This window comes from Sphaerisporangium dianthi, assembly GCF_042654065.1.
Taxonomy (GTDB): Bacteria; Actinomycetota; Actinomycetes; order Streptosporangiales; family Streptosporangiaceae; genus Sphaerisporangium; species Sphaerisporangium dianthi.
The window spans coordinates 12277-25596 of sequence record NZ_JBHSFP010000037.1; the positions used below are offsets into that span (position 1 = coordinate 12277).

Consider the following 13320-nt stretch of genomic DNA (forward strand, 5'->3'; position numbering starts at 1 on the left):
CCCGCCACCGGCCCTTCCCGGTGGCCGGGCGCCCTCATGAGCGCCGCCGAGGCAGAGCGGCTGCGGGGAACGCGGAGGCGGTCCGACCGCGACCGCTTCACGGTGGGCGCCGCGCTGATCCGCCTGGTGGTCGCGGGCTACCTGGGCGGATCGCCGCGCGCGGTCGAGGTGGACCGCTCCTGCGATCGTTGCGGGCTGCAGCACGGCAGGCCGCGGCTGCCGGCGGCTCCGGAGCTGCGGACGTCCCTGTCGCACAGCGGCGAGCGGGTCGTGCTCGCCGTCGCCCGGCATGCCGAAGTCGGCGTGGACGTTGAAATTTTGACGATGAGCAAGGACCCTGGAACCCTCGCCCGCCGCATCCTCTCGGAGGCCGAACTGGACGATTGGACGCGCCTGCCGCACCATGACCGGCGGCCGGCCTTGAAGACGTACTGGACGCGCAAGGAGGCTCTGGTCAAGGCGACGGGAGAGGGTTTGCGCACGCCGCTGTCGGCGATCACCGTGTCGCCGCCCTCGGCGCCGGCGGCCCTGATCGCCTGGCCCGGCCACCCGGGCGTGGTCGGCCGCACGGGCATGCGGGCGCTGCGCGGCGGCGAGGGCTACGTGGCCCACCTGGCCGTGGTGGGCCTGCCGCGGCCGGAGGTGGTCGAACGCGACGCAGGGCCGCTGCTGGCGCGGGGCGGGTGGACGCCGTGACCGTCGATGGCGTGACGTGCGGCACGACCGCCGACGGCGTGACGTGCGGCACGACCGCCGACGGCGTGACCCGCGGCGTGACCGACGACGGCGGGAGCTGACATGCGCGTGCTGTTCACCTCGGTTCCCCTGGCCGGTCACTTCCTTCCTCTGGTGCCGCTCGCCTGGGCCTTCCGCGCCGCCGGGCACGAGGTCCTGGTGGCCACGACCGGGTCGTTCCTGCCCACCGTGCTGAGGACCGGCCTGCCCGCCGTGCCCTGCGCGTCGGACGAGCGCTTCCGCGATCAGCTGGCGGAGGTCATGTCCGGCACGCCGGAGCAGCAGCGCAGGGCGCACGGGAGGGCGTTCGGCGCTCTGGCGGCGGCCGGCCGGGACGGCGTCCGCGACGTGGTGCGCCGCTGGCGGCCCGACCTGGTCGTCAGCGAGCGGGCCGAGTTCGCCGGGCCGCTGGCGGCCGCGGAGCACGACATCCCCTGGGTGCAGTACCACTGGTCGGTCTCCGACCTGCGCGAGCTCGCGCGGGCCGCGGCCGAGGCGCTCGGGCCCGAGATGGCCGGCCTGCCCGCCCCCGTGGCCGTGCTGGACCCCTGGCCCGCCCACCTGAGGCTGCCGCACGCGGCCGGCCACCACGGCATCAGGCACGTTCCGCACAACGGGGACGTGCCCGTGCCGCCGTGGGTGTTCCTGCCGCGCGAACGGCCGCGCGTCTGCCTGACGCTGGGCACGGTGCTGCCCCGGTTCGGGCACGCGGCGCCTGACCTGGTCACCGCGATGATCGAGAGCCTCGGGCCCCTGGGCGTCGAGGTGGTGGTCGCCGTGGACGAGGACGTGGCGGCGGGCTGGCCGCCGCTGCCCGGCCATGTGACGCACGTGGGCAGGCTCCCGCTGGGCGAGGTGCTGTCGGCGTGCGACGCGGTGATCCACCACGGCGGGCAGGGCACGGCGCTGACGGCCATGCTCGCCGGCTGTCCCCAGTTGGCGCTGCCCCATGTGGACGACCAGTTCGACAACGCCGAGATGGTGGCGAAATCGGGCGCGGGCATCGCGCTGATGCCCGGCGAGGCCGCGCCCGACGCGGTGGCCAAGGCGTGCGAGGCACTGCTGCACGTCGTCGGCCACGGTTCGGCGGCGGCGTCGCTGGCGGAGCTCATGGCGACGTCGCCCGCTCCCGCCGAGGTGGTCAGCCTCCTGACGGAGGGACGAGCTGATGAGTCTCGCCGCGCAGCGCCTTCCTGATCTCCTCCGCGCCGGTGGCCGCGTCGTTGACGGTGACGATGAGCTCTCCGCCGTCCCGCAGCGCCACCAGCAGCGCCTCGCCCTCCCTGACCACGATGGCGTGGCTCCGCACGCTGCGCAGGCGCCAGCCCCAGCCGCCCCAGTTGCGGGGATCCACGCGCATCGCCTCGGCGGTCTCGATGCGGCCGAGCGGCAGGCGGCGCAGAGGACTGAGGGGCAGATATCCCCGCACGACGAGTTGCGTCCCGTCGAAGACGGCGATGACCCCGCCCCACAGATGGAGCGTGGCGAACGACACGAGAGCGGGGATCAGCATCCACTCCATGCCGAGCACGGAGAGCCCGATCATCAGGATGCTGGCCCCCCACGTCTTGCGGACCAGCGGGACGTTCCGCGACCTTCCCATCCAGACCGTGCGCTCGTCGGAGGCCGGAGGCGGGTCGGCGCGCATCCAGTCCGGCGGCGCCTGCGGGTCCTGCCGGGGACGCCGGCGCGGATGCACGACGACCGCCGCGAGCAGGAAGCCCGCCGCTCCGCTCAGCAGTGTGACGGCCTGCGCGGCCGTGGTCGTCGAGGCCTGCCGCCAGGTGACCGCGTCCAGGTTGGCGGCCACCAGGCCGAGCAGGACGGTGAGGCAGATCGTCACCGTCACCCCTACCGCCGCGCCCGCCGCCAGCCGGTAGCCGATGGACCCCGCCGGGCGCAGCCAGGCGATGGCGGCCATGACAAGCCAGGCGATCGCCCCGAGAAGGAGCATCTCCAGCACGGTCGGCTGGAGCGGCGCCGAAGCGTCCGGCTCGCCGTCGGTGAAATGGACCGCGACCGGATCGGGAAGCCGCTCGAAGAGAGCGAAGGGCGTCACGGCGGTGATGGCGAACATCGCGATGGGCAACCCGACGACGACGATTAGCCCCAGGCGCGTGGACCTTACTCTCTGTGCCCGTAAGTGCACATTAATCCCCGTAGGAACTTTGGTACCCCGTCAATAATCCGAAATAGTGTCATAGCCGATGCCGTTGCGGAAGGCGTTCACCACGAGGTTCCCCAGTTCTTCTCCGGAGATGCCGACGCGCCTGGCCTCTGACACGACGTTGATGATCGCCTTGTTCAGGCGGGGGTCGCCACTCTGCGTCACCGGGCTGAGCACCACCGTGCCCCGGCCGCGGCGTACCTCGACCAGTCCCTCGTCGCGCAGCAGCGCGTAGGCGCGCAGCACCGTGTGGAGGTTCACCCGCAGGCTGATCGCCAGATCGCGGGCCGGCGGCAGGTGGTCGCCTGGCTGGAGAGCCCCTCGCGTGAGCTCGCGCCTGAGTCCCTCCGCGATCTGGTCGAACAGAGGCACCGTGGAGCTGAGGTCGATGCTCAGGCGCATAGACGGGGCCCTGCCGATGCTCCAGTGGCAGGCCTGGTGGAACGCCGGTACATGGAAGCCAACTTAGCAGTCCTATGGCGTTGTTCTAGAATTTATGCCATTAATTGGACCCTAATGACTCGGACCGAGCGTGGGGTGACTATGCGACGCACTCAGTCGGCCGCGGTATTCCTGCTTGCCATCGGCCTCCTGACCGGAGGCAGTGCTCACGGCGCCGCAGAGCTTCAGAATTACGACGGGGAGACCCTGTTCAAAGGCCTGTTCCTGGGGGCCGGTCCAGTGGCGGGAAAGCACCCTGACCTGATCGTCCCGACGTCGGGACGATGGCAGGCCCAGCGGGCCGACCACCTCATCCAGCGGATGCGGCAGCACAGGCCGGCGTTCTTCGCCTCCTTTGCCGCCGCCATCACCAGCGGCGACCGCATCCGCATCGAGAGGGCGGCCGTGGCCGCCGACGAGCTGGCCGCCGGGCTCATCACGGCCGCCGGCCCGTCCGACGACTACGGCTCGTTCGTGGCCGTCGACCGCAACTTGATCAAGGAGACGCACATCGTCATGAACAAGAACCGCGTCTGGACCGGCGCGCCGGTCAGGGGCACGCTGGCACGCGACCGCTGGGTCAACGACGTGGCCCAGGCACTGGCCCGGTGACCAAGGACGTGACCCTCGGCAAGGCGGCGGTGGCGCTCGGCCTGATCTGGGGCGTCATCGTCGTCTACGTCGTCGTCGGCCAGCTGCCCGGCGCCGCGCTCCAACTGCCCGGTCAGCGGGGGGTGAGCGAGGTGGCGCGGCTGGTGGCACCCCAGGGCTGGGCGTTCTTCACCAAGACGGCCCGCGACGAGCGGCACACCTGGTGGCGGCCCGACGCGGACGGCACGTGGCGGCCCACCTCGCTCGGGCCGCACGCCGAGCCGCGCAACCTGTGGGGGCTCGACCGCATCTCCCGGGCGGAGGGCGTCGAGACGGGCCTGGTGCTGGAGGCCGTTTCGGGCCACCACTGGCGGGACTGCCCCGACGGGGCGGTGGACGGGTGCCTGTCCCGGTCGGCCACGGCCGTCCACGTCCGAAACCCCTCACCCGGCCCCGTCCTTTGCGGGACGCTCGGCCTGTCCCGGCAGAAGCCCCTGCCGTGGGCGTGGGCCGGGGCCGCCGACCGGACGCGCATGCCCGCCACGGTCGTACGGGTGGAGGTGACGTGCTCGCGAGACTAGGCGCGAGGCTCAGGGGGGTCGCCGAGGCCGCCCCGTGGACGAACGTCTACGGCCTGGCCAGGACCGTGCTCGCCTGCTGCACGCTCACCACGCTGCTCGCCAGCGAGACCTCGACCCTGTTCCGGCCGGCCCAGGGCATTCCGGGCTATCCGTATTGCGACGGCGCGCCGTACAGCTTGTTCTGCGTCGTCCCGCTGGAGACGGCGCACGCGCTGGCGATCGTCATCCTGCTCGTGGCCGCGTCCGGCTGGCGGCCCCGGTACACCGCGCTCCCGCACTGGTGGGTGGCGGTGAGCTTCCAGGCCTCTGCCACGATCCCCGACGGCGGGGACCAGGTGGCCGCGGTGCTGAGCCTGCTGATCCTGCCCATCGCGCTGAGCGACGGGCGGACCTGGCACTGGCAGCGGCCCGCCGGCCAGGTGAACCCGGTGATCTCGCTGGTGGCGTGGTCGGCGTCGCTGGTGATCCGGGTGCAGGTGGCCGGCATCTATCTGCAGGCCTCGATGGCCAAGCTCGGCAAGGAGGAGTGGGCGGACGGGACGGCGCTGTACTACTGGTTCGGCGACCCGCAGTTCGGCATCCCGGGATGGGCGTCCGGGGTGCTCCAACCGGTGCTGGCGTCGCCGGTCGGGGTGACGCTGCTCACCTGGGGCACGGTCGCGGTCGAGTTCGCCCTGTTCCTCGGCCTGGTGGCACGACGGGCGGCCCGCCCGTACCTGCTGGTGTCGGGCCTCGCGCTGCACGCGTCCATCGCGATCTTGATGGGCCTGGGCAGCTTCGCGCTGGCGATGTCGGCCAGCCTGATCCTCTATCTGCGGCCGTTGGACCAGCCCTTCGCGTGGCGGGCCGGCGGTCTCCCGGCGGCACGGCGAGCGGTGTCCCGCCTGGTCACCGGCCTTCACCGGCCGATGACGGCGCGGAACGGCGCGGCCAGGTCACTGGGGAAGGGCGATGTGGCAGGGGAAGAAGCATGATCGATCATGTCGGTGAGAACGGGAACCACCAAGCGCGCGGCCTGGCGCCCGTGCCCAAACCCGCGCACGGAGATCAGCAACGACTCGGGCTGGACCCGGCGGTCATACCGAGAAGGACCGGCCTGCAGTTCCCGGCCCCCATCCCGCTGGCCAGCTGGGAGCGGATCGGGCGGCAGCTGTCGCTGATCGCCGATTCCTCGGCCTGGTGGCTCGGCGACTGGCTCGTCTACGGGGAGAGCCACTACAACGAGCGCTACCGCATGGCCATCGAGAGGACGGCCCTGGACTACCAGACGCTGCGCAACTACGCCTGGGTGACCCGCCGCTTCAGCCTCGCCAGGCGCAGGGACCGGCTCAGCTTCGCCCACCACGCCGAGGTGGCGGCTCTGGGCGAGCCCGAGCAGGACCTGTGGCTCCAGCGCGCCGAGCAGTTCGGCTGGTCGAGGAACCGTCTGCGCAAGGAGCTCAAGGGCGCGGCGGCCCTCAAACGGGGCGCGGGCCGGGACGTCGTGCAGGCCGAGGCCGTCCCCGTCGGCGCCGGCTTCCGGCTGTCCCCGAGCGACGAGCAGCTGGAGCGCTGGGAGCTCGCGGCGCGCCTGCAGAACTGCGAGCTGTCGAACTGGGTCGTGCAGGCGCTGGAGATGCTGGCCGAGGAGGTCATCAAGCAACGCGCCGCCGCGTCCGCGTAGCGGCGCGCCCTCCGCGCGCCGCGCCGCGCGGGTCCGCCGTGACGAGAAACGGCGGACCCGCCGCAGGACGGGACGCCCGCGTCGCGGCGGGCGAACGGCCCGCGCGCCGCCGATCGGGGACGCCGGAGCCGCCGATCGGGGCCGTCCGATGGGGACGCGGTCAGGGCCCGCCCGGTCGGGACGCGGTCAGGGGACGCCGGTGAGGACGCGGTCAGGGGCCGCCCGGTCGGGACGCGGTCAGGGGCCGTCCGGTCGGGACGCGGTCAGGGGACGCCCGCGCCGTCGAGGAGCGAGCGGGCCTGCTCGGGCCGCAGGGCGCGGCCGTGGGCGAACAGCCGCGCGAAGGCGTCCTCGCCGAGCGCGGCCCTGGCCGCCCCGATCGTGCGGTGCGTGTCGCCCTCCTCCGCCGGAGTGAGGACGATGCCCGCCGCCTCCCGGACGGCCGCGGCCGCGCCGAGCAACCTGGCGGCGTCGCCGTGCCGTCCGGCGAGCGCGCAGGCCCCGGCCAGACCGGACAGCGCCAGCGCGACGTCTCCGGAGGTGTCCAGGTCCAGCGCGACGGCGAACGCCTCCGAGTGCCTGGCCAGGGCCGTCGCCGCGTCGCCGCGCAGCTCGGCCACATACCCCAGCTCGGCCAGGACGCTCGGCGCGTACAGCGGCCGGCCCGGCCCGGTGTCCTGCCGGTCGACCGCCTCGGCGAGGTTGCGCAGGTGTGCCTCGGCGACGTCGAGGTCGCCCTGCCGGCGGGCCGCGAACGCGAGCCCCATCTCGGCGAACACGGCGCCGAGAGGAGAGGCCTGCTCCGTGGCCAGCTCCAGCCCTTCCTCGCAGTAGACGCGCGCCGCCCGATGGTCGCCGCACTGCATGGCGATCCAGCCGAGCCACGACAGGCGGCCCGAGACGTCGGTCCAGAGCCCGAGGTCCGCGGCGATGCGCAGCCCTTCCAGGTGCAGGCGGTTGGCCCGCTCGTGATCGCCGGTCATCCCCGCGTGCGCTCCCAGCCACTCGGTGGCCTGCAGCAGCCCCCACCTGTCCCCGAGCTCGCGGAACAGCGCCGCGCTGCGGGCGCCGTCCCGTTCGAGCGCGGCGGCGTCGCCCCGCACGTGCGCGTGCTTGGCACGCAGGCTCAGCGCCGCGGCCACCCCCCACTCGTCGCCGGCGGCCTCGAAGGCGGCCAGGGAACGGCCGATCGACTCGCCGGTGGCCGCCACGTCACCGAGGTCGATCTCGGCGAACGCGAGGAACCACTCGGCTCTGGCCCGCCCCAGGGGATCGTCCGCGCCGTCGTAGGCGCGCAGCGCCGCCTCGTGGCGGGCCGGCCAGCCGTCGATGTCGCCGAGCAGGAACGAGACGCCGGTGTGCCAGGTCACGGCCCGCGCCCGGGCGGCCGGGAAAGGCGCGCCGCCCGGGTCCGGCGCCACGGGAGAAGATCCGCCGGCCGCTGTGCCCGCCGCCAGGGGCGGAGGTCCGCCGGCCGCTGTGCCCGCCGTCACGGGAGAAGGTCCGCCGGCCGCTGTGCCCGCCGCCAGGGGCGGAGGTCCGCCGGCCGCCGTGTCCAGCGCCGCCTGGAGTGAGCGGCGGGCCTCGTCCAGCCGGCCGCGCAGGAACCAGTACCAGGTCAGCGCGTTGACCAGGCGCAGCGCGAGGCCGGCGTCGCCGTCGCGCAGCGCGCTGTCGAGCGCGGCCCGCAGGTTGGCGGCCTCGGCGTCCAGACGCCGCAACCACGTTCCCTGGCCGGGACCGTACAGGTGTGGCTCGGCGCTCTCGGCCAGGGCGGTGTAGTACACGCGGTGCCACTCGGACACCTGCCGCAGCTCGCCCGCCTCGTCCATGCGGTCGGCGCAGTAGGCCGCCACCGACTCGAGCAGCCGGTAGCGAGGGGCCTCGTCCCCGCGGTCGGTCATGACGACGAGGGAGCGGTCCACCAGGCGTGCCAGCAGCTCGGGTACCTCCTCGACCGGCACGCCGTCCCCGCCGCCGGCCGCCCGCGCCGTTTCGCGGGTGGTGTGATCCCCGTCGGCCGTCCGTACGGTTCGGTGGGTGGCGTGATCTCCGCTGGGCGTCCGCACGGTTCGGTGGGTGGCGTGATCTCCGCTGGGCGTCCGCACGGTTCGGTGGGTGGCGTGATTCCCGGCGCAGACGGCTTGGGCGGCCTCCAGGGTGCAGCCGTCCGCGTGCACGGCCAGCCGGCGCAGGACGGTGCGCTCCGCCGGGGTGAGCAGTTGCCAGCTCCAGTCGATCATCGCCATGAGCGTCTGCTGGCGCGGCGGCGCGCCGCGGTGCCCGGTCGCCAGCAGCCGGAACCGGTCGTCCAGCCCGGCGACCAGGCCGCGGATTCCGAGCGCGCGCACCCGCGTGGCCGCCAGCTCCAGGGCCAGCGGGATGCCGTCCAGCCGCCGGCACAGCAACGCGACGGCGTCGGCGTTCTCGGAGGTGAGGGTGAACCCGCGCGCCGCGGCGCCGGCGCGGTCGACGAACAGCTTCACCGCGCCGAAGCGTTCCAGCGTCGCAGGATCGGCCTGCCCGGGGTGGGGCACGTCCAGCGGCGGCACCGGCCACACCACCTCGCCGGCCAGGCCGAGCGGCTCGCGGCTGGTGGCCAGCACGCGCAGACCCGGCGCGGCGCGCAGCAGCGCGGCCGCCAGCTCGGCGACCTCGTCGATCACGTGCTCGCAGTTGTCGAGCACCAGCAGCATGCGCCGGGTGCGCAGCGCCCGGACGAGCCGCTCGATCGGCGCGGCCGGCTCGCGCGGGCCGGCGACGTCCCGGACGTCCAGCACGGCCATCAGCAGGTCGGTGAGCGACTCGAGCACGTTGGAGGCCCCGGGACGGTCCAGCGCGCCCAGCTCGGCCAGCCACACCCCGTCGGGGTAGGCCTCGGCCAGGGGGGCGGCGACCTCCATCGCCAGCCGGGTCTTGCCCACCCCGCCGGAGCCGGTCAGCGTGACCAGCCTGCCGTGCTCCAGAGAGGCGCGCACCTCGGCGACCGCGTCCTCGCGGCCGATGATCCCGGCGATCGCCGTGGGCAGGTTCGTCCTCGGCCGCGCGGGCGCGCCGGACGCGCCGGCCTCCCCTGCCTGCTCCTCCTCCTCGGCCTGGACGGGGCCGCCCAGCGCGGGGTTCTGCGCCAGGATCGACCGGTGAAGGGCGACGACCTCCGGGCCCGGGTCCAGGCCCAGCTCCTCGGCGAGGTGGACGCGCAGCTCGTCATAGCTGTCCAGCGCCTCTGCCTGCCGTCCATCGCGGTACAGGGCGAGCATGTGCAGGGCCCGCGGCCGCTCGCGCAGCGGGTGCCGGGCCACGTGGTCGCCGAGGTCGCCGGCGACCACGGCGTGCATGCCGAGCGCCAGCCGCGCCTCGGCGAGGTCCTCCAGCGCGGTGAGCCGTTGTTCCTCCAGCCGCGCGACGGTGGCGCGCGCGAACGGCTCGTCGGCGAAGCCGGCGAACGCCGGCCCCCGCCACAGCGCCAGGGCGCCGGACAACAGGGTGGCCCTGGCCCGCGCGTCGGGCGCTTCGCGCGCCTCGGCCGTCAGCGACGCGAACCGGTGCGCGTCGACCTCGCCCGCGCCGGCCCGCAGCAGGTAGCCGGGCGGCGGCGACACCACCAGATCGCGGCCGCCGGGTTCGGCGTCCTCCAGCGCGCGGCGCAGCTGGGAGACCTTGGCCGACAGCGTGCCGGACGGGTTGCCCGGCGGCCGGTCTCCCCACAGGTGCTCGACCAGGCGGTCGGCGGACACCGGCCGTCCCTCGTCCACCAGCAGGGCCGCCAGCAGGGCGCGCACCTTCAGGCCGGGCACCGTGACGAGGGCGCCGTCGCCGGTCCACACCGTCACCGGTCCGAGGACCCCGAAACGCATGCCCGCCACGATAACGCCCCCCGGGCTCCGGGCGCCGCCTTCGCCGGCCCGCCTCCCGCCGCCCCGCCGCCGGGAGAACGGCGCGAGGGCGCCGGCGCCGGGCTCTCCGGGCGGTGATCTCCGGGCCGGACGCCGGGGACCGGCGGCGGTGAGGACCTCGGCCTCCCGCCGCCGGGATGAGGGCTCGGCCCTCTCGGCCCGGAGGTGAAGGCTTCGGCCTCCCGCCGCCGCGCGGGGCGGTGACGGGAGGCCGTCCATCAAGGGCCGATCTTCACAGGACGGATGTCAGCCGGCGGTGAGGGCCTTGGAGACCAGGGCGCTGATCTCGTGGAAGGCGGTGTAGTCGCCGGCGGTGACGGTGGTCTTCGCCACGGCGATCGCGACGCCGCTCGCGGTGTCGGCGTAGGCGGCGGTGCCACCGCTGCCGGCCATGCCGAACAGGGTGGAGCCGTCGAGCGGCCCGGCGAAGCCGACGTTGTAGCCGAGACCGCGGGTGACCGGCAGGCCGATCACCTCGTCCATGCCGGAGACCGCCACGGCGGTGATCTCCCGAAGCCGGTCGGGGGAGACCAGGCGCACGCCGTCCACCTCGTCCATGAGTGCGGCGTACATGCGCGCCACGGCGCGGGCGCTCATGACGCCGCCGGCCGGGATGTCGGCGGTGAGCACGTCGGGGCGGTTGCAGTAGGCCGCCGTCGGCATCGCCGCGGGAGGCGCCGCGGTCCAGCCGTCCACGACCCTGAAGAACGGCATCTGCTCGGCCATCGCCGCCATCATCTCCGGGGTCGGCTCCATGGCGCCCTCGGGCTCCGAAAGTACGGCGAGCCGGCCGAGCTCCGCCGCCGGAACGCCGAAGTACAGCTCGCCGGCGACGCCCAGCGGGGTCGCCACCGCCTCCAGCAGCACCTGCGAGATCGGCCTGCCGGTGGCGCGGCGGACGATCTCCCCGATGATGTGGCCGAAGGACTGCGGGTGATAGCCGGTCTTGGCGCCCGGCTCCCACCACGGCGCGGCGCCCGCGATCGTGGCGCACATCTTGTCCCAGTCGGTCAGGTCCTCCGGCGTGGTGTCCACCGGCAGGCCGGGGACGCCGGTGGAATGCGTCAGGGCGTGCCGCAGGGTCGCGCCCTGCTTGCCGTGCGCGGCGAACTCCGGCCACAGATCCGCGATCGGGGTGTCGTAGGACAGCACGCCGCGCTCCGCCAGCACGTGCACGACGGTCGAGGTCACTCCCTTCCCCGTCGAGGTGACGTGGAACGGCGTGCCGGGCGTCACCGGCCGGCCGGTCGCCGGGTCGGCGGTCCCCGCGACGGCGTCGACGACGAGCTCCCCGCGCCGGTACACGGCGACCTGCAGCCCGCGCTCCGCGCCGGAGCCGATCAGCTCGTCGATGGCGTCCTGGACCTGCTGCTGGACGTCTTTCATGGGTGTTCCTTCCCGATGGTGGTGAGATGAGGTCACGGTGGTCGTGGCGCGGCCGGTCAGCGGACCGGCGCGTGGGAGACGATGACGACGCCGGACTCCAAGGTCGTGACGCCGAGGAGCCGCATCGGAGACTGCGGCCAGCCGGCGAACACCGGCTCGCCGCGGCCGGCGACGACGGGGTGGATCCAGAACCGGAACTCGTCGACCAGGCCCTGCGCGGCCAGGGCGCGGGCCACCTCGCCGCACCCGTACATCAGGATGTCCTGCCCGGGCTGCGCCTTGAGCTCGCGCACCGCCTCGGCGAGGTCGCCCTTGACCAGCGTGGAGCCGGTCCAGCCGACGGTGTCCAGCGTGGTGGAGACGACGTACTTCGGCATGGTGTTGATGCGGTCGGCGAAGCCCTCCTGCGCGGTCCCCTCGTCGTTCCTGGACGGCCAGGCGGCGGCGAATCCCTCGTAGGTGACGCGGCCCATCAGCAGGGCGTCCGCGGCGAACAGCTGGTCACGGGCACGGCCCGCGTACTCGTCGGTCCAGTACTCCATCGACCACTCGTGCGGGTTGTCCTGGATGGCGTCCAGCGTGACGAATGTCGAGACGACGACATTTCGCATGGGGTCCTCCTCGATGTTGGTCGGTGGGCTCGCGTGCCGGCGGCCGGACCGGGGGGCCTGCCGAAGGGGGCGGGTGCGTCAATGGGTGTAGGGGCGCTTGGCCCGCGCGTCGCGCAGCGCGTGCCCCCACCAGGTCAGCTCGTCCAGCACGACCTTGACCGCGGTGTTGCAGTTCGCCGTCGGCCTGGGCCAGCTGCCGTCGGAGGCGTACAGCTCCCAGTAGCAGGGGAGGCTGACCGCGGCGCGGATGGCCACGGCGTGCAGCTCGGCGAACACCTCGCGCAGATGGGCGGTGGCGTGCAGGCCGCCGGACTCGCGGCCGTAGGCCACGAAGGTCACCGGCTTGGCCCGCCACTCCTCGTAGAACCAGTCGATGGCGGTCTTGAGCGGAGCGGGGAAGCTCCTGTTGTACTCCGGTGTGACCACCGCGAAAGCGTCGGCGGCGGTCAGCCGGGGCCCGAGGGCCCGCACCTGTTCCGGGGCCTCCTCGTCGTGGTCGGCCAGGGTGTCAGGCAGCCGGGCCTCGGCCAGGTCGATGAGGTCGACCTCCAGGTCGTGGCGCTTGCGGGCCTGCGCCGCGAACCAGGCGGCCGCGGTGGGCCCGAACCGGCCGTTGCGGGTGCTGCCGATGATGATCGCCAGCCTCAGCGGTCCGCTGTCCGACATCTCCGGCCTCCCTCGGTCGTTTCGTGCGGTGTTGTGTGATGTCAACTGTGCGGGGAGGCGTTTACGGTTTCCTTTCGCTCACCCGTAAACCGGCCGTAGGGCCCGTGGGGCACTGTGAAGGAGCCGGCGCGGACAAGGCGGCCGGCGTCGCCGCCGGGCGCGAACCGGCGGCGCGTCCCCGATCACCAGGGAAAGGCCAGGCTCCATGTCCAGCGATGCGGTGAACGAATTCGTGAGCGCGCGCCTGCTGCCCGAGCAGCAGGAAGTCTTCGCCATCGTGCGCGAGCTGATGCGGGAGGGCGCGCCCGGCGCGTCAGAGGTGATCAGCCGCGGGTCGCCCGCGTGGAAGGGCGAGGGACTGCTCGCGATCGTCAGCCCCAGCAAGACCCACCTCACCCTCGCCTTCGTCCGGGGCGCCGAGTTCACCGACGGCCACGGGCTCCTCTCGGGTGTGGGCAAGACCACGCGGCACGTCAAGTTGAAGCGCGCCGACGCCGTGGACCGGGACGCGCTGCGCGACTACATCGGCCAGGCCGTCACCCTCGACGCCGGGTGACCCCTGCCCGCCACCCCGGCTCGGGAC

At 73.9% G+C, this 13320-nt stretch carries 13 protein-coding genes; 7 read left to right on the forward strand and 6 right to left on the reverse strand.

The annotated features are described in order from the left end of the window. Window positions 1-36 precede the first annotated feature (36 nt). Together ACFO60_RS34545 and ACFO60_RS34550 are read left to right on the forward strand one after the other, a co-directional pair. The gene (locus ACFO60_RS34545) at window positions 37-696 is read left to right on the forward strand and encodes a 4'-phosphopantetheinyl transferase family protein (protein WP_380849403.1); all 660 of its coding nucleotides are present in this window, start codon (window positions 37-39) and stop codon (window positions 694-696) included. Between the two features lie 102 nt (window positions 697-798). Beyond that, entirely contained in the window at window positions 799-1932 is a 1134-nt protein-coding gene (locus ACFO60_RS34550) for a nucleotide disphospho-sugar-binding domain-containing protein (protein ID WP_380849406.1), read from the forward strand. On the opposite strand, the gene ACFO60_RS34555 is transcribed toward ACFO60_RS34550, so the two are convergent. Both ACFO60_RS34555 and ACFO60_RS34560 read right to left on the reverse strand, forming a co-directional pair. Beyond that, entirely contained in the window at window positions 1877-2824 is a 948-nt protein-coding gene (locus ACFO60_RS34555; protein WP_380849408.1) for a hypothetical protein, read from the reverse strand. The two genes, ACFO60_RS34550 and ACFO60_RS34555, sit on opposite strands and share 56 nt — an antisense overlap. Before the next feature lie 90 nt (window positions 2825-2914). After that, window positions 2915-3304, reverse strand: a complete 390-nt coding sequence (locus ACFO60_RS34560) for a GntR family transcriptional regulator (RefSeq protein ID WP_380849411.1) — start codon at window positions 3302-3304, stop codon at window positions 2915-2917. Between the two features lie 141 nt (window positions 3305-3445). Here ACFO60_RS34560 and ACFO60_RS34565 point away from each other — a divergent pair, with 141 nt between their 5' ends. From ACFO60_RS34565 to ACFO60_RS34580, 4 genes are read left to right on the forward strand one after another with little or no spacing between them, the layout of a single operon-like run. After that, the gene (locus ACFO60_RS34565) at window positions 3446-3955 is read left to right on the forward strand and encodes a sporulation delaying protein family toxin (protein ID WP_380849414.1); all 510 of its coding nucleotides are present in this window, start codon (window positions 3446-3448) and stop codon (window positions 3953-3955) included. Further along, complete coding sequence (locus tag ACFO60_RS34570) at window positions 3952-4515, forward strand: SdpA family antimicrobial peptide system protein (protein ID WP_380849417.1); 564 nt, start codon at window positions 3952-3954, stop codon at window positions 4513-4515. The genes ACFO60_RS34565 and ACFO60_RS34570 overlap by 4 nt, the downstream gene beginning before the upstream one ends. Continuing rightward, window positions 4500-5489: a sporulation-delaying protein SdpB family protein gene (locus tag ACFO60_RS34575; RefSeq protein WP_380849420.1), complete on the forward strand. Its 990-nt coding sequence runs from the start codon at window positions 4500-4502 to the stop codon at window positions 5487-5489. The genes ACFO60_RS34570 and ACFO60_RS34575 overlap by 16 nt, the downstream gene beginning before the upstream one ends. Next, the gene (locus ACFO60_RS34580; RefSeq protein WP_380849423.1) at window positions 5486-6178 is read left to right on the forward strand and encodes an LmbU family transcriptional regulator; all 693 of its coding nucleotides are present in this window, start codon (window positions 5486-5488) and stop codon (window positions 6176-6178) included. The genes ACFO60_RS34575 and ACFO60_RS34580 overlap by 4 nt, the downstream gene beginning before the upstream one ends. 263 nt (window positions 6179-6441) lie before the next feature. On the opposite strand, the gene ACFO60_RS34585 is transcribed toward ACFO60_RS34580, so the two are convergent. From ACFO60_RS34585 to ACFO60_RS34600, 4 genes are all read right to left on the reverse strand, one after another. Beyond that, window positions 6442-10035, reverse strand: coding sequence for an AfsR/SARP family transcriptional regulator (locus ACFO60_RS34585; protein WP_380849426.1), 3594 nt, complete (start codon window positions 10033-10035; stop codon window positions 6442-6444). Window positions 10036-10320: 285 nt separating this feature from the next. Next, window positions 10321-11460 carry a serine hydrolase domain-containing protein gene (locus ACFO60_RS34590; protein ID WP_380849429.1) on the reverse strand — a complete coding sequence of 380 codons (1140 nt, stop codon included), beginning with the start codon at window positions 11458-11460 and terminating at the stop codon, window positions 10321-10323. 56 nt (window positions 11461-11516) lie between these two features. Further along, the gene (locus ACFO60_RS34595; RefSeq protein ID WP_380849431.1) at window positions 11517-12071 is read right to left on the reverse strand and encodes a dihydrofolate reductase family protein; all 555 of its coding nucleotides are present in this window, start codon (window positions 12069-12071) and stop codon (window positions 11517-11519) included. A 78-nt stretch (window positions 12072-12149) separates the two neighbouring features. After that, complete coding sequence (locus tag ACFO60_RS34600; protein WP_380849433.1) at window positions 12150-12737, reverse strand: NADPH-dependent FMN reductase; 588 nt, start codon at window positions 12735-12737, stop codon at window positions 12150-12152. 220 nt (window positions 12738-12957) lie between these two features. On the opposite strand from ACFO60_RS34600, the gene ACFO60_RS34605 reads away from it, so the two are divergent. After that, a complete protein-coding gene (locus ACFO60_RS34605) occupies window positions 12958-13293 on the forward strand; it encodes a DUF1801 domain-containing protein (protein ID WP_380849435.1) in 336 nt (111 codons plus the stop codon). The last annotated feature ends 27 nt before the right edge of the window (window positions 13294-13320 follow it).